The organism is Burkholderia sp. Bp9015 (assembly GCF_003853505.1).
Taxonomy (GTDB): Bacteria; Pseudomonadota; Gammaproteobacteria; order Burkholderiales; family Burkholderiaceae; genus Burkholderia.
Map to the genome: position 1 here is coordinate 40755 of NZ_QTPZ01000044.1, position 22659 is coordinate 63413.

23 protein-coding genes are annotated in these 22659 nt (G+C 67.0%); 10 read left to right on the forward strand and 13 right to left on the reverse strand.

All coding sequences use genetic code 11. From position 1 onward, the window contains the following. Nucleotides 1–66: 66 nt before the first annotated feature. The 4 genes from DIE12_RS32855 to DIE12_RS32870 all read right to left on the reverse strand — a co-directional run bounded on the left by DIE12_RS32855 (nucleotide 67) and on the right by DIE12_RS32870 (nucleotide 5323). Nucleotides 67–1656, reverse strand: coding sequence for a GMC family oxidoreductase (locus DIE12_RS32855; RefSeq protein ID WP_409362236.1), 1590 nt, complete (start codon nucleotides 1654–1656; stop codon nucleotides 67–69). Nucleotides 1657–1843: 187 nt separating this feature from the next. Beyond that, nucleotides 1844–2812 carry a helix-turn-helix domain-containing protein gene (locus DIE12_RS32860; RefSeq protein WP_124489008.1) on the reverse strand — a complete coding sequence of 323 codons (969 nt, stop codon included), beginning with the start codon at nucleotides 2810–2812 and terminating at the stop codon, nucleotides 1844–1846. Nucleotides 2813–3395: 583 nt separating this feature from the next. Further along, complete coding sequence (locus DIE12_RS32865; RefSeq protein WP_124489009.1) at nucleotides 3396–4343, reverse strand: aldo/keto reductase; 948 nt, start codon at nucleotides 4341–4343, stop codon at nucleotides 3396–3398. Nucleotides 4344–4702: 359 nt separating this feature from the next. Beyond that, on the reverse strand, nucleotides 4703–5323 hold the full coding sequence (locus tag DIE12_RS32870) for a LysE/ArgO family amino acid transporter (RefSeq protein ID WP_124489010.1): 621 nt from the start codon (nucleotides 5321–5323) through the stop codon (nucleotides 4703–4705). A gap of 106 nt (nucleotides 5324–5429) precedes the next feature. Between DIE12_RS32870 and DIE12_RS32875 the strand changes: the two genes are divergently transcribed. Then, nucleotides 5430–6323, forward strand: coding sequence for a LysR family transcriptional regulator ArgP (locus DIE12_RS32875; protein ID WP_124489011.1), 894 nt, complete (start codon nucleotides 5430–5432; stop codon nucleotides 6321–6323). A 60-nt stretch (nucleotides 6324–6383) separates the two neighbouring features. Here DIE12_RS32875 and fnr read toward each other — a convergent pair whose 3' ends face one another. From fnr to DIE12_RS32890, 3 genes are all read right to left on the reverse strand, one after another. Continuing rightward, entirely contained in the window at nucleotides 6384–7130 is a 747-nt protein-coding gene (gene fnr, locus DIE12_RS32880) for a fumarate/nitrate reduction transcriptional regulator Fnr (RefSeq protein WP_044846467.1), read from the reverse strand. Nucleotides 7131–7332: 202 nt separating this feature from the next. Beyond that, a complete protein-coding gene (locus DIE12_RS32885; protein ID WP_124489012.1) occupies nucleotides 7333–7800 on the reverse strand; it encodes a universal stress protein in 468 nt (155 codons plus the stop codon). 359 nt (nucleotides 7801–8159) lie between these two features. Beyond that, nucleotides 8160–8570, reverse strand: a complete 411-nt coding sequence (locus tag DIE12_RS32890; protein ID WP_124489013.1) for a DUF3005 domain-containing protein — start codon at nucleotides 8568–8570, stop codon at nucleotides 8160–8162. 279 nt (nucleotides 8571–8849) lie between these two features. Between DIE12_RS32890 and DIE12_RS32895 the strand changes: the two genes are divergently transcribed. Together DIE12_RS32895 and epsC are read left to right on the forward strand one after the other, a co-directional pair. Then, entirely contained in the window at nucleotides 8850–9083 is a 234-nt protein-coding gene (locus DIE12_RS32895; RefSeq protein WP_044846464.1) for a hypothetical protein, read from the forward strand. A 137-nt stretch (nucleotides 9084–9220) separates the two neighbouring features. After that, nucleotides 9221–10141: a serine O-acetyltransferase EpsC gene (gene epsC / locus DIE12_RS32900; RefSeq protein WP_124489014.1), complete on the forward strand. Its 921-nt coding sequence runs from the start codon at nucleotides 9221–9223 to the stop codon at nucleotides 10139–10141. 125 nt (nucleotides 10142–10266) lie between these two features. Here epsC and DIE12_RS32905 read toward each other — a convergent pair whose 3' ends face one another. From DIE12_RS32905 to DIE12_RS32915, 3 genes are all read right to left on the reverse strand, one after another. Beyond that, nucleotides 10267–11070, reverse strand: coding sequence for an SDR family oxidoreductase (locus DIE12_RS32905; protein ID WP_124489015.1), 804 nt, complete (start codon nucleotides 11068–11070; stop codon nucleotides 10267–10269). Next, the gene (folE, locus tag DIE12_RS32910; RefSeq protein ID WP_044846461.1) at nucleotides 11070–11699 is read right to left on the reverse strand and encodes a GTP cyclohydrolase I FolE; all 630 of its coding nucleotides are present in this window, start codon (nucleotides 11697–11699) and stop codon (nucleotides 11070–11072) included. Before folE ends, DIE12_RS32905 begins: the two co-directional genes overlap by 1 nt. Before the next feature lie 101 nt (nucleotides 11700–11800). Then, entirely contained in the window at nucleotides 11801–12727 is a 927-nt protein-coding gene (locus DIE12_RS32915) for a LysR family transcriptional regulator (protein ID WP_124489016.1), read from the reverse strand. 117 nt (nucleotides 12728–12844) lie between these two features. Here DIE12_RS32915 and pobA point away from each other — a divergent pair, with 117 nt between their 5' ends. From pobA to DIE12_RS32950, 7 genes are all read left to right on the forward strand, one after another. Further along, the gene (pobA, locus tag DIE12_RS32920) at nucleotides 12845–14077 is read left to right on the forward strand and encodes a 4-hydroxybenzoate 3-monooxygenase (RefSeq protein WP_124489017.1); all 1233 of its coding nucleotides are present in this window, start codon (nucleotides 12845–12847) and stop codon (nucleotides 14075–14077) included. 145 nt (nucleotides 14078–14222) lie between these two features. Continuing rightward, nucleotides 14223–14939: a 3-oxoacid CoA-transferase subunit A gene (locus DIE12_RS32925; RefSeq protein WP_124489018.1), complete on the forward strand. Its 717-nt coding sequence runs from the start codon at nucleotides 14223–14225 to the stop codon at nucleotides 14937–14939. Between the two features lie 15 nt (nucleotides 14940–14954). Then, the gene (locus DIE12_RS32930; protein ID WP_012365076.1) at nucleotides 14955–15611 is read left to right on the forward strand and encodes a CoA transferase subunit B; all 657 of its coding nucleotides are present in this window, start codon (nucleotides 14955–14957) and stop codon (nucleotides 15609–15611) included. An 88-nt stretch (nucleotides 15612–15699) separates the two neighbouring features. After that, nucleotides 15700–17073, forward strand: coding sequence for a 3-carboxy-cis,cis-muconate cycloisomerase (locus tag DIE12_RS32935; protein ID WP_124489019.1), 1374 nt, complete (start codon nucleotides 15700–15702; stop codon nucleotides 17071–17073). Continuing rightward, the gene (pcaD, locus tag DIE12_RS32940) at nucleotides 17073–17858 is read left to right on the forward strand and encodes a 3-oxoadipate enol-lactonase (protein ID WP_124489020.1); all 786 of its coding nucleotides are present in this window, start codon (nucleotides 17073–17075) and stop codon (nucleotides 17856–17858) included. The genes DIE12_RS32935 and pcaD overlap by 1 nt, the downstream gene beginning before the upstream one ends. Nucleotides 17859–17868: 10 nt before the next feature. Further along, nucleotides 17869–18255 (forward strand): 4-carboxymuconolactone decarboxylase, encoded by a 387-nt coding sequence (gene pcaC / locus DIE12_RS32945; RefSeq protein ID WP_044846455.1) that lies wholly within the window; start codon nucleotides 17869–17871, stop codon nucleotides 18253–18255. A 163-nt stretch (nucleotides 18256–18418) separates the two neighbouring features. Further along, the gene (locus DIE12_RS32950; protein WP_124489021.1) at nucleotides 18419–19777 is read left to right on the forward strand and encodes an MFS transporter; all 1359 of its coding nucleotides are present in this window, start codon (nucleotides 18419–18421) and stop codon (nucleotides 19775–19777) included. A gap of 132 nt (nucleotides 19778–19909) precedes the next feature. On the opposite strand, the gene DIE12_RS32955 is transcribed toward DIE12_RS32950, so the two are convergent. The 3 genes from DIE12_RS32955 to DIE12_RS32965 all read right to left on the reverse strand — a co-directional run bounded on the left by DIE12_RS32955 (nucleotide 19910) and on the right by DIE12_RS32965 (nucleotide 22613). Continuing rightward, nucleotides 19910–20158, reverse strand: a complete 249-nt coding sequence (locus DIE12_RS32955) for a hypothetical protein (RefSeq protein WP_044847536.1) — start codon at nucleotides 20156–20158, stop codon at nucleotides 19910–19912. Between the two features lie 108 nt (nucleotides 20159–20266). Further along, the gene (locus tag DIE12_RS32960) at nucleotides 20267–20884 is read right to left on the reverse strand and encodes a LysE family translocator (RefSeq protein WP_124489022.1); all 618 of its coding nucleotides are present in this window, start codon (nucleotides 20882–20884) and stop codon (nucleotides 20267–20269) included. Nucleotides 20885–21494: 610 nt separating this feature from the next. After that, nucleotides 21495–22613: a tyramine oxidase subunit B gene (locus DIE12_RS32965; RefSeq protein ID WP_124489023.1), complete on the reverse strand. Its 1119-nt coding sequence runs from the start codon at nucleotides 22611–22613 to the stop codon at nucleotides 21495–21497. Nucleotides 22614–22659: the final 46 nt, after the last annotated feature.

Sequence of the window (22659 nt, forward strand, 5' to 3'; positions counted from 1 at the left end):
CGCGGCGCGTGGCTCACGCGCCGCTTTCGTTTTCATTGCATGCCGGTCGCGGCGTGAGTCGCCGCGTCACTCCGCGAGCATGAACTCGGCACAGCGTTCCGCGATCATGATCGTCGGCGCGTTCGTGTTGCCCGATACGATGCGCGGCATCACCGATGCGTCGCAGATCCGCAATCCGTCGATCCCTTGCACCGCGAGACGCGGCGTCACGACCGCGGTTTCGTCGCTCCCCATCCGGCAGGTGCCGGCCGGGTGATAGACGGTTTTCGCGCGGCACCGCACGTAGTCGGCCAGCGCGTCGTCGGTCAGCGCTTCGGCTTCGCGGACGATGCGGGCGAGCGACGGCGCGCGGATGATCTTCCGGGCGAGCGCGACGCCGCGCACGAGGCCGTCGACGTCCGCCGGATCCGACAGTGCGCCGCTGTCGAACCGGATCGGCACGGCCGGATCGTTGCCGCGCAGTTGCACCGAGCCGCGCGAACGCGGCCGCAACAGGCACGGATTGATCGACAGGCCGTGGCCCGGCAGCGGTGCGCGATCGACGTCGCCGACGAGCGTCGGCAGCACGTGGAACTGGATGTCGGGGCGGCCGCTGCCGGTCGTATCGACGAACGCGCCGGATTCGACGACGTTCGACGTCAGCAGGCCCGTGCGGGTCAGCATCCATTGCAGCCCGTGCCGCAGCGCCTTCAGCCCGCGATCCTCGCCGAACAGGCTGATCGGCGCGTGGCTGTAGCCGTAGATCGAGACCTCGAGATGGTCCTGGAAATTCGCGCCGACTTCCGGGCTGTCGTGCAGCACGTCGATGCCGTATGCGCGCAGGTGTGCGCCGGGTCCGATGCCCGACAGCATCAGCAGCTTCGGCGTACTGAGCGCGCCGGCGGCGAGTACGACGTCGGCGCGGGAGGTGGCCGAGCCGGTCGCGCCGTTCTCCATCCGCCATTCGACGCCGGTCGCGCGCCGGCCGTCGAAACGCACGCGGGTCACGCGGCAGCCGGTCAGCACGCGGAGGTTCGGGTGGCCGAGCGCGTCGGCGAGATAGGTCGCCGCGGTGCTGCCGCGCTGCCCGTCGAAAATCGTCGTGTGGTAGAAGCCGGCGCCGTGCTGCGCGGCGCCGTTGAAATCGTCGTTGTACGCGATGCCGGTTTCCTGCGCGGCCTGCACGAACGCGAGGCTCAGCGGATGCCGGAAGCGGGTGTCGCCGACCTTCAGCGGCCCGTCGGTGCCATGGAACGGCTCGGACAGCCGCAGGTGCGACTCGGCGCGCTTGAACACCGGCAGCACGTCGCTCCAGCGCCAGCCCGTGCAGCCGAGCGCGGCCCATTCGTCGTAGTCGGCGTGCGTGCCGCGCACGTACAGCATCGCGTTGACCGAACTGCCGCCGCCGAGCGTGCGGCCCTGCGGCACGTAGGTCCTGCGTCCCGCCGCGCCGGCCTGCGGCTCGCTTTCGAACGTGACCGTGCGCTGCGTGCCGAGCACGCGGATGAACGTCGCCGGAATCCGGATGAACAGGCTGTCGTCCTTCGGGCCGTCCTCGAGCAGTAGCACGCGCCTGCCTGCCTTCACCAGTCGATGTGCCACCGTGCAGCCGGCCGAACCGCCGCCGACGACGATATGGTCGTACGTCTCCATCCTGCTTTGTCTCCTCGCTGTCAGGCGGCGGAACGAGCACCGCCGCGCAGGAAGCCAGCTTAGCGACGGGCGCGTGTCCCCGTTTGACCGGGGCGGACGCCGGGCTTGCTTCGCGCGGACACGGCGGGGCGCCGCGGCGGCTCATGCAGCGATCTCGTTGCGCTGACCATTGGCCGTGGATTGCGCAGCGGGAGAACCCGGTGACGAGCGGCTAGCGCGGGTTGCCCGGCGCGCGCGTGTCGCTCGGCGTCTCGCCGAAGCGCGCGCGATAGCTGCGGCTGAAGTGCGCGCTGTTGTTGAAGCCCCAGCGGAACGCGATTTCGCTGACCGTCAGGTGTTTCAGCGATCGGTCGCGCAGGTCGGCGCGGCAGCGTTCGAGACGCCGCGCGAGGATGTAGCGCGTGAGCGGCATCCCTTCGATTTCGAAGATGCGCGCGAGTTGGCGCGGCGACAGGTTGATCGCGCGGCTGACCGACCGGGTATCGAGATCGTCGTCGGCGAGATGGCTGTCGATGAATGCCTTCGCGCGCGACAGCGTGTGGACGGTCGACTTGGTCGGCGACGCGTCGCCGTCGCGCAGCCGCAGCATCGACTGCATCAGGTCGAGCATCGCGGCGGCGCGCCGTTCGCGCGCGGTGGGCATCGATTCGTGCGGTTCGGCGAGCAGTGCGTAGAGCTGCCGCGCGGCCCACGACGTGACGCCGTCGTCGCGGTCGATCTTGACGACGCTGCGATGGCGCCACGGGCCCACGTGCGCTTCGAACACGTCGCGCGGCACGTCGAGCACGGTCATCGCCATGTTCGCGGGAAAGCCGTGACCGTACGGCATCGACGTGTCGTACAGCACGATGTCGCCGGGCGCATGCTGGATGCACTCGACGTCCTGGAACGTATAGCCCTGCCCTTCGTGCATCAGGCACACGAACACGGCGTCGCGCGGGTCCGCGTGGATGTTGTGCGGCGTGCGCACGACCGCATGCCGGTTCGCGACGATGTCGCACACCCCCAGCAGCCCCAGGTCGCGCTTGCGCAGCGACGCGTCGATGCCTTCGGACGATTTGCCGCTGCATTCGATGCGCACGAGCGAGCGGGCGACATGGTCGACCCAGAAGTCGACGCGTTCGTCGCCGCGTACGGCGCGCGTCGAGATCGACACGATTCCCGTGCTGATGTCCGGCATGACGTCCTCCCAATGACCGCCCGAGCGGCGCAGTCTCGGATACGCCGGCGGGCGCGGTCAATCGGTGAAAGACCCGGGGCGGGCCCGGGATGCGCTTGCGGCGGCGCGTTGCGGCCGGATGTCCGTGTGAGTCAACGAATATGGCCGGGAAAGGCAAAACGTGCGGGCGTGTTCGGGGTATGTTGTTCGGTTCGGTTCGAACGGTGAGACGCGCAGCTGCTTCGTTATACGGAATAAAAGTCGCGTGCCGCCGGATCGTCTCGTTGAAGCTGCGCCGTGGTCGCGTGATTCATCGAGCTCGCATCTCGCGCGCTGGCGAAGCGATGGCGGTATGCATGTTTGCGTGCCGCCGAAGACCTGGGGCGGCGGTGTGTCGTGGATTTTTTTCGTTGTGTTGGAGCAGAAGCGCGTGTTGTCGGATCGTCTTGCCGAAACCGGGCGCCGGTCGAGTGATTCGCGGCGCTCTTCCCGCGCGCGCGGCGTGAGCGATGCCGACATCCCTGTTCGCGTCACCCGGGCCTCGCACCGGCGGCTTGAAGCGCGAAACGCCGCGATTCAAGCCGTCATCTGCTTGTACGCGACGTCAGACCGCGCTGGCCGCGTCGATCTTCCGAATGTCCTCATCGTCGAGCCGCACGCGAATCGCCTCGCCGAGCAGCGCGAGCTGTTCGAGCGACGTCGCGCTCGCGATCGGCGCGGTGATCGTCGGCCGCGCGATCTGCCATGCGAGCGCGATCGCGGCCGGCTGCGTGCCGTGCTTCGCCGACACATCGTCGAGCGCCGCGAGAATGCGCAGGCCGCGCGCATCGAGATAGCGGGCGACGCGATCGCCGCGCACGCTCTTCTTCAGGTCGGCCTCGCTGCGGTACTTGCCCGACAGGAAGCCGCTCGCGAGCGCGTAGTAGTTGACGACGCCGAGCTGCAGGTCGCGCACGACCGGTTCGAGATCGCGCTCGTAGTCGGCGCGGTTGATCAGGTTGTATTCCGGCTGGATCACCTGGTACGCGGGCAGGCCGTCGCGCTTGCTGATGTCGGCGGCTTCGCGCAGGCGCGCGCCGCTGTAGTTCGACGCGCCGATGATGCGCACCTTGCCCGCGTCGATCAGCGTCTGGTATGCGGCGAGCGTTTCTTCGAGCGGGGCCGTGTCGGCCAGATCGCGGTGCGAAAAGTACAGGTCGATGTAGTCGGTCTGCAGGCGGCGCAGCGAATCGTCGGCGGCCTTCAGGATGTTGTCTTTCGTGAGGCCCGCACGCGCGTCGAGCAGGCCGACCTTGGTCGCGATCACGACCTGGTCGCGCTTGCCGGAACGCTTCAGCCACTTGCCGATGATCGTCTCCGATTCGCCGCCGCGGTTGCCGGGCACCCAGGCCGAATAGACGTCGGCCGTGTCGATGAAGTTGATGCCGGTGTCGGCGAGCGCGTCGAGCAGCGCAAACGATGCGTTTTCGTCGACGGTCCAGCCGAAGACGTTGCCGCCGAAGGCGAGCGGGGAAACCTGGATGTCCGAGGTGCCGAGGGTGCGTAGTGCCATGTTGCTCTCCGGAATCTGAAGGGTGACGGGTTGGAACGACGGGATTGGCCGCGATGAATGCGACGGGACGGCGGTCGGGTGAAGCACGTTCGCCGTTGTCGCGGGACGCTGGAACATTCTCGCCGATCGACCGGATTCGTGCAGCGGGCGCGCGGCCGTGAAGACGGAGGAATTGCAGCGGACGGCGGACGCATCGTCTGCTGCGTGGGTCATTCGTGCCGCCGCGTTCGATCGGGAACCGAATTTTGTTGCGGCCGGGCGCGGCAACGGGAGAGACGGGCGGAGCTGGCCGCTTCGCCGCAGCGGAACGAAAAGCGGGCGGCAAGTTGCCGCCCGCGATCGATCATTCACCGAGCCCGTTATCGCAACTGCACGGCCGCCAGGAACAGCACCATGCTGCCGATCGCGCCGTCCAGCACGCGCCACGCGACGGCCTTGCGGAACCACGGCGCGAGCAGTCGCGCACCGTATCCGAGCCCGAGGAACCACACGACGCTGACCGACATCGCGCCGATCGCGAACGCCAGCCGCGTGCCTTCCGGCTCTCGCGCACCGGCCGTGCCGATCAGCAGGAACGTATCGAGATACACGTGCGGGTTGAGCCACGTGAACGCGAGCGTCATCAGCACGATCGCGACCGCGCTCTGCGGCGGCGGCGCGACGGCGTCGCCGCGCACGTCGAGCGTTGCGTGTCCCGGCTTGAACGCGCGACGCAGCGCGTTGAAGCCGAACCATGCGAGATACGCGAGGCCGACGTACAGCACCATGTGGACGAAGGTCGGATAGCGTTCGACGAGGACCGACGCGCCGCCGACGCCCGCGCCGATCAGGATCATGTCGGACAGCGCGCACAGCAGCACGATCTTGCCGACATGCGAGCGCATGATGCCTTGCCGGAGCACGAACGCGTTCTGCGCGCCGATGGTGACGATGAGCGACCCGCACAGGGCGGCGCCGTGGGAAAAAGCGATCCAGTTCATGATGGGGAGCGGTGACGCAGTAGACGGGTGAATCGGTTGGCGCTAGTCTGCGGTGAGCTGAGACATAAGAGAAGCTAATTCACCTAATGCAGATTAAGGAAATCTAATGCTCGACTACGCATTGCTCGATGCCCTCGCGGCGGTGATCCGGCACGGTTCGTTCGAGCGGGCGGCCAAGGAGCTGAACGTCACGCCGTCGGCGGTATCGCAGCGCGTGAAACTGCTGGAGGAGCGTGTCGGCAGCGTGCTCGTCAAGCGCGGGCAGCCGTGCGTCGCGACGACGTCGGGTGCGCTGCTGTGCCGGCATACCGAGCGCGTGCAATTGCTCGAGGCCGAACTGGGCGGCCGGATGCCCGCCTTGCCGGGCCAGATCGCGAGCGCATGGCCGACGTTGCGTGTCGCCGTCAACGACGACAGCGTCGCGACCTGGTTCATCGATGCGGTCGGGCCGTTCTGCACCGAGCGCGAGACCTTGCTCGACCTCGTGATCGACGACCAGGACCATACGGCCGCGCGAATTCGCGATGGCAGCGTGCAGGGCGCGGTGACCGCGCAGGCCGAGCCGATCCAGGGATGCCGGTCGATGCGGCTCGGGCGTATCCGCTATCGCGCGGTGTGTTCGCCGGCGTTTTACGCGCGCTATTTTGGTGCGGGCATCACGCGCGATGCGCTGCGCCGCGCGCCGTGCGTGATGTTCAATTCGAAGGATGGCTTGCAGGCGCGCTTCGTCCGGCGCGTGACGCGCGCGGATCTCGATCCGCCGCAACACTGGATCCCGCACGTCGCGGGCTACCTGCGCGCTTGCGAAACGGGGCTGGGATGGGGGATGTGCCCGGACCGGATGGTCGATCGCCAGCTGGCGGCGGGCGAACTGGTCGACATGTCGCGCGGGCGGACCGTCGATATCGATCTGTACTGGCAGAGCTGGCGCCTGTCGATCGGCTGGCTCGACGACTTCAGCGCGGCACTGAAGGCGCGCGCCGCGCTGTTTCTCGACTGATCGAGGCGGGCGCGGCGAATGGCGGCCGGCGGCGGCGCGCAGGTCACGCGCCGCGCGGGGTCAGACGTGGTGCAGGCCGTCGAAGTCGACGATCTGCACGAGGCGGCCGTGCATTTCGATCAGGCCGCGCTTCTGGAACTTCGACAGTGTGCGGCTGACCGTTTCGAGCGTCATGCCGAGGTAGCTGCCGATGTCTTCGCGCGTCATCCGCAGGTTGAATTCCGACGGCGAGTAACCGCGCTTCAGGTAGCGTGCCGACACGTCGAGCAGGAATGCGGCGACGCGCTCTTCGGCGTTCAGCGAACCGAGCAGCATGGTCTGCGACGTTTCGCGCACGATCTGTTCGCTCATCAGCTTGTGCATGCGCAGCTGCATCGTGCCGGCTTCCGAGCACAGCGACTTGAGCGCGCTGTACGGAATCACGCAGACCGAGCTGTCTTCCAGCGCGACCGCGGTGCGCGGGTGCGTGTCGTCGCAGATACCGTCGAGGCCGAGCGCCTCGCCCGCGAGGTGCAGGCCGGTGACCTGCTCGCGGCCGTCGTGGCGCGTGGCGACGGTTTTCAGCGAACCCGAGCGCACGGCGTACAGGTTGTCGAAGGTGTCGCCTTCGCGGAACAGCGCTTCGCCGCGCTTGACCGGGCGTGCCGCGCAGATGACCGATTCGAGGCGGCTGAGCGCGTCGGGTGCGAGGCCCTGCGGCATGCACAGGTGCCGCATTGCGCACGACGAGCAGTGCGGGGCCTGGCGGGGCGCCCAGGTGCCTGCATGGGACGGTACGGCGGGGCGTGTGGCGACGGGCGTCAACATGATCGTTTACTCCGGCATTGAATCGACGGAATCATTGTCCCACCGCAAGTTGCCGCTGTCGGGCGACAAAACGTCGCGACCGCGCGCACATGCCGCGGGCATTGCAGCGGCCTGCGTGCAGGCACGCCGCTGCGCGTGCGCGCCGCGCCGCGCACGCCGATGCCGATCCTGATGCCGATGCCGATGCCGATGCCGACACCGCTCAGCCTTCCTGATCGTCCGTATGCGCGGCGGCCGGGATCAGCAGCACGGGCAGCGTCGCATGCCGCACGCACTGTTCGGCGATGCTGCCGAGCACGAGGCGACGGAACCCGCGGCGGCCGTGCGTGCCGAGCACGAGGAGGTCGGCGCCGAATGCTTTCGCACCGTCGAGGATCAGCGTCGACACGTCGTTGAGCGACGACGCCTCGCTCGTCAGCGTCTCGCCCTTCACGCCGGCCGCCTGCATCAGCTTCCTGAAATCCGCCGCGAGCGCATTGCCTTGCGCGATGAGCTGATCGCGCAGCACGGACGGGTCGTAGCCCGGCACGTTGTAGTAGATCGCGGCGTTTTCGACGACGTAGAACGGCTGCAGTTCGGCACCGTGCTCCTTTGCGAGCGCGAGGGCGGCGTCGAACGCGTGGCGTGCGGTGTCGCTGCCGTCGATGGCAACCAGAATGCGCTTGTACATAGTGTCTCCGAGTGGCGGATTGAACGGAAGTCGGCCGAACGGCCGTGCGTCGCTGCGAGGCAGGGTAAACCAACGGCGGGGACTTTGCAGCGACGTGCCGGCGGTCGCGAATGGGCATTGAATCGCATCCGTATCGCGAGGACGTGACTTCGATCAATGCCGATGCATCGGCGTCGTGAAATCCCGCGTGCCGAACCCGAACCGGGCGCCGATATCGATTCCGACGCCGATTCGGAAGATCGCACCGCCTGCGCACCGAGCGACCGGCCGGCGCGCGAACGCGCACGCCGGTCCGCCGCCATCGGCCGTCGGCGCCCTTCAACCCGCCGATCGAACGATCGATTCAAACGCTACGTGCGTTACCGCGGCACCGCGGTGATTTCGATCACCCGTTCCGGCCGGCGTCCGTGGCCGGGCCAGTGCGCGCTGCCGTACATCCGGTGAACCGGGCCGTACGGCGCGTCGCCCGCGTGCGACGGCGCGTCGAACCCCTTCTCGATCACCATGTAGCCGGCCCGCAGCGCGAACGCCGGATGATTGCCGCCCGGCCGGCTGTCGAAGCCGGCGAAGCCGTCACCGGCCTCCGGCATCGCGTTGACGAGCGACGCGTTGCTGCCCGTGATCTGGTCGGGCGGGAAGGGGCTGCCGCTCGCGAGACGCGCCGCCTCGCGATTCTTGCCGTCGGTGTCGACGGTGCTGTCGTGCGTATCGTCGTTGTCGAGTTCGATGCTGCGCGGATGCGCGGCGTGCGCTTGAGCTGACGTTTCCATCACGGCTCTCCTGGCGGCGTAGCGCTCCGGATCGAAGCAAATCCCGTTCCGGGCAAGACGGGAAATTGGTGCGCGGGCGATCGCCGCGGTCGCGCGGCGCGCACTGATTTGTCATGATTTATTTCAGCTAGAACACCCGTTTTCTACAGAGTATGATTCTTTTCCTGCGAAGCGGCGACAGGGGATGCAGTACGCGCCGACTCTGCCCGCACCGGGCTCCGCAGCACCCTTAGAGACGGGTAGCGAACAACAAGCAAAGGGACTAGAGGTGGCGGATTCATGCAAGCGACTACTGCCTTCACGCACCGCGGTTATCTGTTGAATTGCGCGCCCGCGCGCGCCACTGACGGATCGTTCAAGCCCTACGTCGTGATCTCCCGATCGAGTGACGGGGAACTCGTCGCGAACCGTTTTTTCCCGAGCGAGCTCCAGTTCAACGACGAAGGCGACGCGATCGCGCATGCGCGCGACTGGGCCGTGCGCTGGATCGACGCGAGCAGCGTCACGATCTGACGCCGTCGCGCGGCGGCAGCGGCGGCCGTCCGGCCGATCCCCCGGCGTGCCGCTGCCCGGCGAAAACGCGGTAATCTTGCGGAACCCGTCACTTTATTAGCGGCCGTGCGATCGCGCGCGGCTGCCTGCATTGGCATATGTCGACATCACCCGCCCGTCAGTGGGGCCTCGAAGAAATCGTTGCCGGCTTGCGCGAATCGCGCGAGGAACTTCACCGCACGCGTCATCCGCGCGGCATCCGCGAGCTGCCGTCGCGCGACGCGATCTGCAAGATCGTCACCGGCCTGCGTGCGTCGATGTTCCCGACGCACTACGGCGCGCCGGATCTGACCGACGAAAGCGTCGACTACTACGTCGGCCACACGCTCGAAAGCACGCTGCGGATCCTGTCCGAACAGATCCGCCGCGCGCTGCCGTTCCTGCCGGAGCATGCGGACACGCCATTCGCGGAACTCGACGAACGCGCGTTCGAGATCGCGCGCGAGTTCGGCCGGCAGTTGCCGGTGGTTCGCGCGCTGCTGGTCAGCGACATCCAGGCCGCCTACGCGGGCGATCCGGCCGCGCAGCACATCACCGAGATCCTGCTGTGCTATCCCGGCGTGTTCGCGATGATGCACCATCGGCTCGCGCATGCGCTGCACCAACTCGGTGTGCCGCTGCTCGCCCGTTTCATCAATGAAATCGCGCACTCGGCCACCGGCATCGACATTCACCCGGGCGCGCAGATCGGCCCGAGCTTCTTCATCGATCACGGCACCGGTGTCGTGATCGGCGAAACCGCGATCATCGGCGAGCGCGTGCGCGTGTACCAGGCCGTCACGCTCGGCGCGAAGAGCTTCCCGGCCGATGGGGACGGCACGCTGGTGAAGGGCAACGCGCGGCATCCGATCGTCGAGGACGACGTGGTGATCTATGCGGGCGCGACCATTCTCGGCCGCGTGACGATCGGGCGCGGCTCGGTGATCGGCGGCAACGTGTGGCTTACGCACAGCGTGCCGCCCGGCACGAGCGTCGCGCAGGGCAAGGTCCGCGAAGGCGGCAGCGGCGAGAAGCCGTAACGCGGCGCGCAAACGGCGAAACTGTCGTTCGCGCGGCGAAGACGCAGGCGCAGCGAAGGCGCGCGCCGACACCCGCATACCGATGTGCCAAGAGGGTGCACGGCTGCCGCCGCACCCCCGCTTCGTCAGTGCTTGCCGGCCGGCGAGCGATGCTTGTAGAGCACGTCCTGGTCGACGCGGATCAGGTTCTGCCCCGCATCGACGACGAAATCCACGCCGTTGTACGCGCTGCCCGTCAGCAGCAGGATCGCGCTCGCGACGTCGTCGGGGCCGGCGATGCGCGCGAGCGGCGTCGACGCGCGGCTCGCGTGTTCGAAGTCGGCCTGCGTCTGGTCGTCGCTCGGCAGCATCAGCCCGGGGAACACCGCATTCACGCGCAGCACCGGCGACGACGACAGCGCGAGCATCTGCGTGAGGTTGCCGAGCGCGGCCTTCGCGACCGTGTAGCTGAAATGGTCGCGGTGGAAGTTTTCCTTGATCTTCTGGTCGACCACGTTGACGACGACGCCCTGCGTGCCGGCCGCGCGGGCCCGTTCGTAGAACGCGCGCGTGAGCAGGATCGGCGCGCGGCAGTTGACGGCCCAGGCCTGGTCGAATGCCGCGAGGTCGAAGCTCGGGAAATGGTCCTGCCAGAACACCGACGCGTTGTTGACCAGCACGTCGAGACGGCCGAAGCGCGCGTAGACCTGGTCGATCAGTGCGGTGATCTGCACGGCATCCGACAGGTCGGCCTGCAACGCGACCGAATCATGCCCGCGTTCGGCGATCGTGCGGGCCGCCGCCAGTGCGGCATCGGCGGAGCGGTCGTAGTGGACCGCGGTGCGATAGCCGTGCGCGGCGAAATACTCGGCGAACGCGCGCCCGGCCCGGCGCGCGGCGCCGGTCACGAGCACGACCGGCGCGTGTGCCGCTTGCTTCGTGGACTGCATTACGTATTCGTCAGGTTGACTGAAGAAGGATTGGCGACGATCGACAGGAATTCGCGCCGCGTCGACGGATCGGTGCGGAACGTGCCGAGCATGCGCGACGTGACCATTTCGACGCCCGGCTTGTGAATGCCGCGCGTCGAGATGCACTGGTGCGCGGCTTCGAGGATCACGCCGACGCCCTTCGGCTGCAGCACGTCGAACAGCGTGTCGGCGATCTGCACGGTCATCTTTTCCTGGATCTGCAGGCGCTTCGCGAACGCGTCGACGAGGCGCGCGAGCTTCGAGATGCCGACCACGCGATGGTTCGGCAGATACGCGACGTGCGCGCGGCCGATGATCGGCACCATGTGGTGCTCGCAGTAGCTCTCGAAGCGGATGTCCTTCAGCACGATCATCTCGTCGTAGCCGTCGACTTCGCTGAACGTGCGCGCGAGGATGTCGCGCGGTTCCAGCGCATAGCCGGCGAAGAACTCTTCGTATGCGCGCACGACGCGCGCCGGCGTGTCGAGCAGCCCTTCGCGGGCGGGATCGTCGCCGGCCCAGCGCAGCAGCACGCGAACGGCATCCTCCGCTTCTTCGCGGCTCGGCCGGGATGCGGCCGGCTCGGGCCGCGCGTTCTTTTTACCCATCTAGTCGCTCCATCGAATGCGGCCGCCTGCGGCGGCGCGGATATCCGGTCATTGTTTCATGCTTTCGCGGGTCGTGCGTGCGGCCTGCCGCACACCCCGCGTCACTTCGGCCACTCGTCCTGCTCGTCGTTGAACAGCGACGCGACGACGCCGCGCAGCCACGCGGTGCGCGGATCGTTGTGGAACTTGCGATGCCAGTGCTGCTTCAGGTCGAAGCGCGGCAGCGGCACCGGCGGCTCGACCGGCACGATGAACGCGTGCTCCGCCGCATACGCATAGCCGATCGCGTGCGGCACCGTCGCGATCAGGTCGGTGCGGCTCAGGATGAACGGCAGGCTCATGAAGTGCGGCGTCTCGAGCACCGCGCGGCGCTGCATGCGCTGCTTCGCGAGGTATTTCTCGAGCACCTCCTGGCTGCGCCCTTCGGCGCGCACCACCGCATGCCCGCATGCGAGGAACTGCTCGGCCGTGAACGGGCGCGCCTGTTCGAGCGGATGGCCGCGCCGCATCAGGCAGACGAACCGGTGTGTAAACAGACGCTGCTGGAAGAAGTTGTTGCCGTCGAGATCGGGGAAATAGCCGACCGCGAGATCGATCGAGCCGGCTTCGAGGCCGCGGCCGACTTCGTCGTGCGCGAGCGAGACCGAGCGCAGGTTCGCGTGCGGCGCGCGCGTCGCGAACGCCTGCAGCAGTTTCGGCAGGAACACGATCTCGCCGACGTCCGACAGCGCGATCGAGAACGTATGCGTGCTCGCCGCCGGATCGAAGTCGTGCGGCGCGACGAGGCCGCGCTCGATCTGCGCGAGCGCATCGCGCGCGGCCGGCAGCAGCGCGAGCGCGCGCGGCGTCGGCTCCATCCCGCGCGACGTGCGCACGAACAGCGGATCGCCGAAATACTCGCGCAGGCGGCCGAGCGCGGTGCTCACGCGCGGCTGGCTCACGCCGAGCAGGTCGCCGGCGCGGCTGACGTTGCGCGTGTCGTCCAGCGCGACGAGGTACGGAATCAGGTTCAGATCGAGCGTTTCCATCACGGGAGCCAGTATCTTCAAAGCGTATACAACATATCTCCTGAATCGCGTTGCTGCATAGTCGGGAAAGCGCTCAAATGGGTTCCATTACTCGAACCAATGTTCAGGAGACGAACAATGCGCACCCAGGTCGCCATCATCGGCGCCGGTCCGTCCGGCCTTTTGCTTTCCCATCTGCTGCGCCTGCAAGGCGTGGATTCCATCCTCGTCGAGGCGCGTTCGCGCGAATATTGCGAGAACCGCATCCGCGCCGGCGTGCTGGAGCAGGGCACGGTCGATACGCTGAACGAAGCCGGCCTCGGCGAGCGGATGCGCCGCGAAGGGCTCGAACACCACGGCATCGAGCTGCTGTTCTCGGGCCAGCGCCATCGCATCGACCTGAGCGCGCTCACCGGCGGGCGCGCGATCACCGTCTACAGCCAGCACGAAGTGGTGCGCGACCTGATCGCGGCCGGCGTCGAGCACGGCCACGCGATGCATTTCGAAGTGAGCGACGTTGCGCTGCACGATGTCGAGAGCGAGCGCCCGTTCGTCACGTTCAAGCATGCCGACGGCCGCGAAGACCGCATCGACTGCGACTACATCGCCGGCTGCGACGGCTTTCACGGCGTCGCGCGGCAGACGATTCCGGCCGAGCGGCTGAACACGTTCGAGCGCGTCTATCCGTTCGCGTGGCTCGGCATCCTCGCCGACGCGGCGCCGTCGCTCGACGAACTCGTCTACGCGCATCACGACAACGGTTTCGCACTGTTCTCGATGCGCTCGCCGACGGTCACGCGCCTCTACCTGCAGTGCAAGCCCGACGAAGACCTCGCCGAATGGTCCGACGCGCGGATCTGGGACGAACTGCACACGCGCTTCTCGAACGACACCGGCTGGACGCCGACCGAGGGCCGGATCACGCAGAAGAGCGTGACGCCGATGCGCAGCTTCGTGTCGGAGACGATGCAGCACGGCCGCCTGTTCCTCGCCGGCGACGCCGCGCACATCGTGCCGCCGACCGGCGCGAAGGGGATGAACCTCGCGGTGGCCGACGTCCGCGCGCTGTCCCGCGCGCTCGGCGCCCGCTACCGCAACGGCGACGCGACGCCGCTCGAGCGCTACTCGGCGACCTGTCTCGAACGCGTGTGGCGCGCCGAGCATTTCTCGTACTTCATGACGAACATGCTGCATGCGTCGCCGGAGGACTCGCCGTTCGTCAATCGCCTGAAGTTTGCCGAGCTGAAGTACGTGACGCGCTCGCGGGCCGCCGCGCAGTCGCTCGCCGAAAACTACGTCGGCCTGCCGTTCGACGACCAGACGCCCCCCGAGGGATCCCGCCTTGACAACGCGCTGTGCGCGACTCTATGATCGGCCCATCGTTCGCTAATCGAATCTCGGTTCGATAAGCGAACAAATGCCGAAGGTCGACGACGGCCTTCGACGCGGCACGCGACACGCGCGTGTCCCCTCGACAGGCCGCGCATCGAGCCGCGGGTTCGTATCAGGAAGAGACATGGTCAACAAGATTTTCGAATCGCTTCAATCGGCGGTCGCGGACGTCCACGACGGCGCGACCATCATGATCGGCGGGTTCGGCACGGCAGGCATGCCGTCCGAGCTGATCGACGCGCTGATCGAGCAGGGCGCGCGCGGCCTGACGATCGTCAACAACAACGCGGGCAACGGCGAGACCGGCCTCGCGGCGCTGCTCAAGGCGAAGCGGGTGCGCAAGATCATCTGTTCGTTTCCGCGCCAGAGCGACTCGCAGGTGTTCGACGCGCTGTACCGCGCGGGCGAGATCGAGCTGGAGCTCGTGCCGCAGGGCAACCTCGCGGAGCGGATCCGCGCGGCGGGCGCCGGCATCGGCGGCTTCTTCACGCCGACCGGCTTCGGCACGAAGCTCGCGGAAGGCAAGGAAACGCGTGTGATCGACGGCAAGTCGTACGTGTTCGAGACGCCGATCCACGCCGATTTCGCGCTGGTCAAGGCGTACAAGGGCGATCGCTGGGGCAACCTCGTCTATCGCAAGACCGCGCGCAACTTCGGGCCGATCATGGCGAGCGCCGCGAAGGTCGCGATCGTGCAGGTGTCGGAAGTCGTGCCGCTCGGCGGGCTGAACCCGGAACACATCGTGACGCCGGGCATTTTCGTGCAGCGCGTCGTCGAAGTGCCGCAGGCCGCGCACGCGGCCGAGCTGGCTGCCGAACATGCTGCATCGCAAGCTGCCTGACCGAGGAGACCCGACATGAAACGACTGACCCGCGATGAAATGGCCAAGCGCGTCGCCCAGGACATTCCCGAAGGCGCGTACGTGAACCTCGGCATCGGCGTGCCGACGCTGGTGGCGAACCACCTCGACCCGAGCAAGGAGATCTTCCTGCACAGCGAGAACGGCCTGCTCGGCATGGGCCCGGCGCCCGCGCCCGGCGAGGAAGACGACGAGCTGATCAACGCCGGCAAGCAGCACGTGACGCTGCTCACCGGCGGCGCGTATTTCCACCACTCGGATTCGTTCGCGATGATGCGCGGCGGCCACCTCGACTACTGCGTGCTCGGCGCATTCCAGGTGTCGGCGAACGGCGACCTCGCGAACTGGCATACGGGCGCGCCGGATGCGATTCCGGCCGTCGGCGGCGCGATGGACCTCGCGATCGGCGCGAAGCAGGTGTTCGTGATGATGGAGCACCTGACGAAGCAGGGCGAGAGCAAGATCGTCGCGCAGTGCTCGTATCCGGTCACCGGCGTGCAATGCGTGAGCCGCATCTACACCGATCTCGCGGTGCTCGACGTGACGGCCGACGGCCTCGCGGTGAGCGAGATCTTCACCGACCTGTCGTTCGACGAACTGCAGAAGCTGACCGGCGTGCCGCTGATCGACGCGACGCGCAAGGCCGCGGCCTGACCGGCAAGCGTGCCGGCGCGCGCGATCCCGCGCACGCCGGCACGCTTGGGTAGACAATAAGCGCACGCCGTTTCCCCAATCTGATGCCATGCTCGAAGACAGCGCCCGCCTGACCTCCCTCATTTGCGGCACCGAGCCGCTCAACCGGATCTGGTCGCCCCGCGCGACGATCCAGCGGATGCTCGACGTCGAGGCCGCGCTCGCGCGCGCGCTCGCCGCGCAGCAGGTGATTCCCGCCACCGCGGTCGCGCCGATCGAACGCGCGTGCGACGCCGGCCGGCTCGACGCCGACGCGCTCGCGCACGGCGCGGCGCTCGGCGGCAATCTCGCGATCCCGCTCGTCAAGCAGCTCACCGCGCAAGTGAAGGCCGACGACCCGGAGGCAGCGAAGTTCGTGCACTGGGGCGCGACGAGCCAGGACATCATCGATACCGCGACCGTGCTGCAGCTGCGCGACACGCTCGACGTGCTCGAGCCGCTGCTCGACGAAGCGTGCGCGTCGCTCGCGACGCTCGCGCGCACGCATCGTGCGACGCCGATGATCGGCCGCACGTGGCTGCAGCAGGCGCTGCCGATCACGCTCGGCCTCAAATTCGCGCAATGGCTCGACGCGCTGCTGCGCCATCGCGCGCGCTTCGCCGAATTGCGTGCGCGCGCACTGGTGCTGCAGTTCGGCGGCGCGGCCGGCACGCTGGCGAGCCTGCGCGAGCACGCGGCCGGCGTGAGCGCCGCGCTCGCGGCCGACCTGCGGCTCGCGCTGCCGGCCGTGCCGTGGCATACGCAGCGCGACCGCATCGCGGAAGCCGCGTCCTGCTTCGGGATGCTGACCGGCACGCTCGGCAAGATCGCGCGCGACGTGTCGCTGCAAATGCAGACCGAAGTCGGCGAGCTCGGCGAACCGGCGGCCGCCGGCAAGGGCGGCTCGTCGACGATGCCGCACAAGCGCAACCCGGTCGGTTGCGCGGCCGTGCTGACCGCCGCGGTGCGCGCGCCGAATCTCGTCGCGACCGTGTTCGCGGGGATGGTCCAGGAGCACGAGCGCGCGCTCGGCGGCTGGCAGGCCGAATGGGATGCGCTGCCCGACCTCGCGCGTCTGACCGGCGGCGCGCTTGCGCAGATCGCGCAGATCGTCGCGGGCCTCGACGTGAACACCGAACGCCTTGCCGCGAACCTCGACCTGACGCACGGGCTGATCCTCGGCGAAGCCGTGATGCTCGCCCTTGGCGACCGGATCGGCCGGCTCGATGCGCATCATGTCGTCGAGCATGCGTCGAAAGAAGCCGTGCGCACCGGTGCGACGCTGTTCGACGTGCTCGCCGCCGATGCGACCGTATCGGCTCACCTGTCGCGCGACGCGCTCGCGCGGCTGCTCGATCCCGCACATTACGTCGGCGAGGCGCAGGCCTACGTCGACGCCGTGCTCGCGCTGCACGCGGGCACGACACAACCAGGAGAACACTGATGCCTTTCGCCACTGTCAACGGCGTGAAACTGCATTACCGGATCGACCGTGCCGCGCGCGACGACGCGCCGTGGCTCGTCTTCTCGAACTCGCTCGGCGCCGACCTGCAGATGTGGGCGCCGCAGATCCGCCCGCTCACGCAGCACTTCAACATCCTGCGCTACGACACGCGCGGCCACGGCCATTCCGAAGCACCGGCCGGCTCGTACACGGTCGACCAGCTCGCGGGCGACGTGATCGGCCTGCTCGACCACGTCGGCATCGAGCGCGCGCACTTCTGCGGGATCTCGATGGGCGGCCTGACCGGCGCCGCGCTCGCCGCGCGTTTCCCGTCGCGCATCGTGCGCGCCGTGCTGTCGAACACCGCCGCGAAGATCGGCTCGCCGGAAGTGTGGGCGCCGCGTGCGCAGAAGGCGCGTGCCGAAGGGATGGCCGCGCTGGCCGACGCCGTGCTGCCGCGCTGGTTCACCGACGCATTCGTCGAACGCGAGCCGCGCCTGTTCGACGCGATCCGCGACACCTTCGTGCATACCGACAAGGACGGTTACGCCGCGAACTGCGACGCGCTGAACGCGGCCGACCTGCGCGAGGAAGTGAAGGGCATCGCGCTGCCGGTGCTCGTCGTGACCGGTGCGAAGGACATGTCGACGCCGCCCGACCAGGGCCGTGCGCTGGCTGCTGCAATTCCGGGCGCGCGTCACGTCGAATTCGACGCCGCGCACATTTCGAACATCGAGTGCACCGACGGCTTCAACCGCGCGCTGCTCGACTTCCTGACCGCGTGAGGCACCGACGATGGACGACCAGCAACGTTATGAAGCAGGGATGAAGGTGCGTCGCGCGGTGCTCGGCGACGCGCACGTCGACCGTTCGATCGAGAACCGCACCGAAGTGACCGACGAATTCCAGAACCTGATCACGCGCTATGCGTGGGGCGAGATCTGGACGCGAGACGGCCTGCCGCGCCATACGCGCAGCCTGCTGACCATCGCGATGATGGTCGCGCTGAACCGCGGCGAGGAACTCGCGCTGCACCTGCGCGCCGCGCGCAACAACGGCGTGACGCGCGACGAGATCAAGGAAGTGCTGCTGCAGACCGCGATCTATTGCGGCGTGCCGGCCGCGAATTCCGCGTTCCATCTCGCGGACAAGATCTTCAAGGAACAGGATGCGGCCGCCTAGGCGCGGCTGAATCACACGGCCGGCGCGCGCCGGCCGTGACCCGATCGCGACGCCTGCCACTGCCGGCCGGTGTCGACGATGCATGACGCGCCGGCGACGAATCGGCGCGCGTACAAGGAAAGGCGCGGCCATCAAGCTGCGTTGTTTACATAGGAGACACGCGATGAATCGCACACCCGTGGTCGATATCCAGACCTTCATCAACGAGCAGCCGTTCGGCGGCTTCCAGTGGCTCGTGTTCCTGATGTGTTTCGTGATCGTGCTGCTCGACGGCTTCGATACGGCCGCGATCGGCTTCATCGCACCTTCGCTGCTGGGCGAATGGAACCTCACCAAACCCGATCTCGCACCCGTGCTGAGCGCCGCGCTGTTCGGCCTCGCGTGCGGCGCGCTCGTGTCGGGCCCGCTGTCCGACCGCCTCGGGCGCCGCTCGCTGCTGCTCGGATCGGTGTTCCTGTTCGGCGTCGCGTGCTTCGTGTCCGCGTTCTCGAACACCATCGGACACCTGACGATCCTGCGTTTCATTACCGGCGTCGGGTTGGGCGCCGCGATGCCGAACGCGGTCACGATGATGGGCGAGTTCTGCCCGGACAAGCGCCGCGCGACCGTGATCAACCTGATGTTCTGCGGCTTCCCGCTCGGCGCCGCGTTCGGCGGTTTTCTCGCCGCGTGGATGATCCCGCATTTCGGCTGGCGCAGCGTGCTGATGCTCGGCGGTGTGACGCCGCTGCTGCTCGGCGTGCTGTTGCTGCTGAAGATGCCGGAATCGGTGCGCTTCATGGTCGCGCAAGGTCAGGGCGTCGAGCGGATCCGCGCGACGCTCGCACGGATCTCGCGCGACGCGCTGAACGCCGGCTCGTTCGCGATGACCGAAGCCGCGCCGCAGACGGGCGGCAAGGGGATCGGCGTCGTGGTGTCGCGCTCGTACATCGTCGGCTCGGTGATGCTGTGGATCGCGTATTTCATGGGCCTCGTGATCTTCTACGCGTCGATCAACTGGATGCCGATCCTGCTGAAGGATGCCGGTCTGACGCCGAAGAGCGCGACGCTGATCTCCGCGCTGTTCCCGCTCGGCGGCGTCGGCGCGGTGCTGTGCGGCGTGCTGATGGACCGTTTCAACGCGAACCGCGTGATTGCCGTGTGTTACGCGCTGACCGCGATCAGCGTGTATGCGATCGGGCAGGCGGCAGGCAATGTGGGGATGCTCGTGCTGGTCGTGTTCATCGCCGGCGTGCTGATGAACACCGCGCAATCGTCGATGCCGGCGCTTGCCGCCGCGTTCTATCCGACCGAAGGGCGCGGTACGGGCGTGGCATGGATGCTGGGTGTCGGCCGCTTCGGCGGGATCGCCGGGTCGTTCCTCGTCGCCGAACTGACGCGCCGGCACTTCTCGTTCGCGGGCGTGTTCGCGACGATCGCGGTCGCGGGCTTGCTCGCGTGCCTCGCGTTGCTGATCAAGCAGGCGGCGCGGCCGCACGGTGTCGCGCAGCCGTCCGGCAAGATCGAGTCGCTCGGGCATTGAGCGGATTCGGGGCCGGGGCGATGCGCCGGCCCTGCGTGTGTTCGGCATGCCGCGGCGGGTCGCAAGACGGCTCACACGCAACGACAGACCGGGCCGCTTCGGCGGCCCGTCGCCATTCCGGCCGCCGCGCCGCTACTCCTCCGCGTCGTGTTCCTTGACGAAGTTGCGCAGATACGCGCGCAGTGCGGCCTCCTGGCTGCGATGATCGGCAAGGTTCGCGGCGCCCAGCGCTTCCTCGTCGCCGAACAGCGTGGGCGGCGCGCAGTACGTACCCACTTCGATGTTCTCGCGCAGCACGCGGATCTCGTGCGTGAGCGGGTGGTACTCGGCGATCCAGTGCATGCCCTCGATGTGCTCGCCGGTCTTCAGCATTGGCTTCATCGGCCACCTCCATGCAGATGCGGCGCAACCGCCGCAGCGATTGCGCGCGCCCGTACCAAAAGGGTACGCCTGCACGGCGTGAAGCTCAACGGCTGTGCTCGTGAGCGCTTACTGCGGCAGCAGATGCGCGACGAGCGGATACAGCGACAGGATCAGCAGCACGGCCATCGTCACGTTGAAGATGCGCAGTGCGCGGCGGTTCGACAGGAAGCGGCGCAGGCCCTGGCCGAACGCGGCCCACAGGCTGATGCACGGAAAGCCGATCAGGATGAACACGACGGCCATCCACGCGGCGTTCATCCCGTAGTCGGCGGACAGGCGGATCGTCGTCGCGGCGGTCAGCACCATCATCCACGCCTTCGGATTGACCCACTGGAACGCGGCGGCTTCGAGGAACGTCATCGGCCGCGGCTTGGCGCCTTGCGCCTTCACTTCGCCGGACGTGCCGATGCGCCAGGCGAGGTACAGCAGGTACACGACGCTCGCGACTTCGAGGATCGTGTACAGGACCGGCACGCGGCGGAATGCTTCGCCGAGGCCGAAGCCGACGCACAGCATCAGGATCGCGACGCCGATGCTGATGCCGAACAGGTGCGGCATCGTGCGGCGGAAACCGAAATTGACGCCGGACGCGAGCAGCATCGTGTTGTTCGGGCCGGGCGTGATCGACGTGACGAGCGCGAACAGCATGCCGGCGGGCAATGCGCTGAGGGTGAGGAAGTCCATCGCGGATTCTCCATTCGTGTTCGGGACTGGGATGGAGTCAGTGTAGCGACGGTTTTCTGTACAGTACCGGTACAGTTAGCCTGGTGGTTGCCGGTACGGGGGAGGGTGGGAGGGTGGTGCGCGGGTATTTGTTGTTGTTGTCTCTCAGAAAAGATGTCCGCAGTCTCAATAAGTTGTCTTTGAATAAAAATTCATATCAATGTGGAATTTTCGTCGTATTCGCGAATTCACGCTGTTCCTGAGGTTTTTTTTCTGAAATTCAATGAGATGTGCAAACTTATCATTGCGTCGAAGTGGAAAAAGTGCGTCGCGAGCGATGTAAATGACGAGGGGTGGCTAACACCTGAATGCTCAAAATCAACCTCTCACAGCTTGTCATTCAACACGGTTACTCAGATCAACGTGACCAATCGAGGCGGTCCGCTGCACGCAGCTTTGCCAAGAGTACTTGGTGCAAGCGGTCCCAAACCTCGATGCTCGCCAGCATTCGCCCGGCATGAGCCTTCGGCCTATGGCCGAAGGCTCAGGAAAGCCCCGACACTGGCGCTCGGCACCTTCCAGGGGGATCCAGGCGGCTCAATTGCCGGGAGCGCGATTCACGGCGACCCGATCAGAGAGCCGGCTTTTCCCACAAATTGAGGGGCGTGCCGATCTTCCTTTCCCGCGCGTTGTTATAGAGCTCCGTCCCCCAGCTGATGTCGAAAACCGCCATCCCGCATGCTATGAAGATGACACGCTCCTTCGTGCTCTCCCGGCCCGGCTTGTCGCCATTCACGACATGACCGAGGCTGGTCGAGTCAGGCAGGGCGGGCAGCTTGCCTGCATCGATCAGACGGAAGAACGGGCCGCCAATGACGCTGCTGTAGTAGCTTTCCTTATTGCCCGATGCGATTGCGTCCTCGACATAGGCTTCCTGCAGCGGGGTATGGTCGTATACGATCCTGGCGCCGGTCAGGAACGACTCGTCGGTATTGAACGGGCCCGAGACGAGAATGGTCGCGCCCTCCTTGATCCATTCGTCCTTGAAATAAAGCGGCTTAAGACGCGACGCTGCCACGGTGATGACATCTGCATCGCGGAAGCCTTGCTCGGCCTCATCGGTACCGACGGCGGTAATCCCGTACGTTTGCCGAACCCAACCGGCGAACTCGTTCGCCTTGTCGAGGAAGACGTCGAAACAGACGACGTGCTGGATCGAGCCGAGCTGGGTCATGATCGCGGTGAAGCACGCCTTGTTGATCGGGCCGCAACCGATAACAGACATACTTCTCGCATCTTGGTTGGCCAGATACTTTGCCGCCACTCCCGGCACGGCTCCGGTTCGGGCCGCGCTCAACAAGTTCGCCGACATCAGCGCCAGCGGCGCGCCCGTGTCCTTGTCATTGAGCATCATGGTCAAGATCGAGCGCGGCAGGCCTTTCTCGGCATTGGCGTGATTCGATCCGTACCATTTGTTGCCGCACACGTCGAAGCGACCGCCCAGATAACCGGGCATTGCAGCAAAGCGGCGGTCCGGACCGGCAACCGGCATGTTCGGGAACTTCGTCTCTTTCGGGAAGACGATGTTCATTCCGTGGTTATTGTGATTGGCGCCACCCATCAGATAGTCGCCTCTGCCGAGGAGTCCGAATGTCTCCTCGCATACGGACACGCAGCGCGCGGCATCCAGCACGCCAGCTGCGATCATGTCCGGCTCGGAAAGGTACAGAAAGTCGATTTTGGGATACATGGTGCAGACCTCGTCGAAAAAGGAAGATGTTGGGTGTCAAGCGTCG

Bases quoted from the DNA above. Each gene is read 5' to 3' on its own strand.
- DIE12_RS32860 (WP_124489008.1), bottom strand. From the start codon at position 2,812: ATGCCGGACATCAGCACGGGAATCGTGTCGATCTCGACGCGCGCCGTA.
- DIE12_RS32865 (WP_124489009.1), bottom strand. From the start codon at position 4,343: ATGGCACTACGCACCCTCGGCACCTCGGACATCCAGGTTTCCCCGCTC.
- DIE12_RS32870 (WP_124489010.1), bottom strand. From the start codon at position 5,323: ATGAACTGGATCGCTTTTTCCCACGGCGCCGCCCTGTGCGGGTCGCTC.
- DIE12_RS32875 (WP_124489011.1), top strand. From the start codon at position 5,430: ATGCTCGACTACGCATTGCTCGATGCCCTCGCGGCGGTGATCCGGCAC.
- fnr (WP_044846467.1), bottom strand. From the start codon at position 7,130: ATGTTGACGCCCGTCGCCACACGCCCCGCCGTACCGTCCCATGCAGGC.
- DIE12_RS32885 (WP_124489012.1), bottom strand. From the start codon at position 7,800: ATGTACAAGCGCATTCTGGTTGCCATCGACGGCAGCGACACCGCACGC.
- DIE12_RS32890 (WP_124489013.1), bottom strand. From the start codon at position 8,570: ATGGAAACGTCAGCTCAAGCGCACGCCGCGCATCCGCGCAGCATCGAA.
- DIE12_RS32895 (WP_044846464.1), top strand. From the start codon at position 8,850: ATGCAAGCGACTACTGCCTTCACGCACCGCGGTTATCTGTTGAATTGC.
- epsC (WP_124489014.1), top strand. From the start codon at position 9,221: ATGTCGACATCACCCGCCCGTCAGTGGGGCCTCGAAGAAATCGTTGCC.
- DIE12_RS32905 (WP_124489015.1), bottom strand. From the start codon at position 11,070: ATGCAGTCCACGAAGCAAGCGGCACACGCGCCGGTCGTGCTCGTGACC.
- folE (WP_044846461.1), bottom strand. From the start codon at position 11,699: ATGGGTAAAAAGAACGCGCGGCCCGAGCCGGCCGCATCCCGGCCGAGC.
- DIE12_RS32915 (WP_124489016.1), bottom strand. From the start codon at position 12,727: ATGGAAACGCTCGATCTGAACCTGATTCCGTACCTCGTCGCGCTGGAC.
- pobA (WP_124489017.1), top strand. From the start codon at position 12,845: ATGCGCACCCAGGTCGCCATCATCGGCGCCGGTCCGTCCGGCCTTTTG.
- DIE12_RS32925 (WP_124489018.1), top strand. From the start codon at position 14,223: ATGGTCAACAAGATTTTCGAATCGCTTCAATCGGCGGTCGCGGACGTC.
- DIE12_RS32930 (WP_012365076.1), top strand. From the start codon at position 14,955: ATGAAACGACTGACCCGCGATGAAATGGCCAAGCGCGTCGCCCAGGAC.
- DIE12_RS32935 (WP_124489019.1), top strand. From the start codon at position 15,700: ATGCTCGAAGACAGCGCCCGCCTGACCTCCCTCATTTGCGGCACCGAG.
- pcaD (WP_124489020.1), top strand. From the start codon at position 17,073: ATGCCTTTCGCCACTGTCAACGGCGTGAAACTGCATTACCGGATCGAC.
- pcaC (WP_044846455.1), top strand. From the start codon at position 17,869: ATGGACGACCAGCAACGTTATGAAGCAGGGATGAAGGTGCGTCGCGCG.
- DIE12_RS32950 (WP_124489021.1), top strand. From the start codon at position 18,419: ATGAATCGCACACCCGTGGTCGATATCCAGACCTTCATCAACGAGCAG.
- DIE12_RS32955 (WP_044847536.1), bottom strand. From the start codon at position 20,158: ATGAAGCCAATGCTGAAGACCGGCGAGCACATCGAGGGCATGCACTGG.
- DIE12_RS32960 (WP_124489022.1), bottom strand. From the start codon at position 20,884: ATGGACTTCCTCACCCTCAGCGCATTGCCCGCCGGCATGCTGTTCGCG.
- DIE12_RS32965 (WP_124489023.1), bottom strand. From the start codon at position 22,613: ATGTATCCCAAAATCGACTTTCTGTACCTTTCCGAGCCGGACATGATC.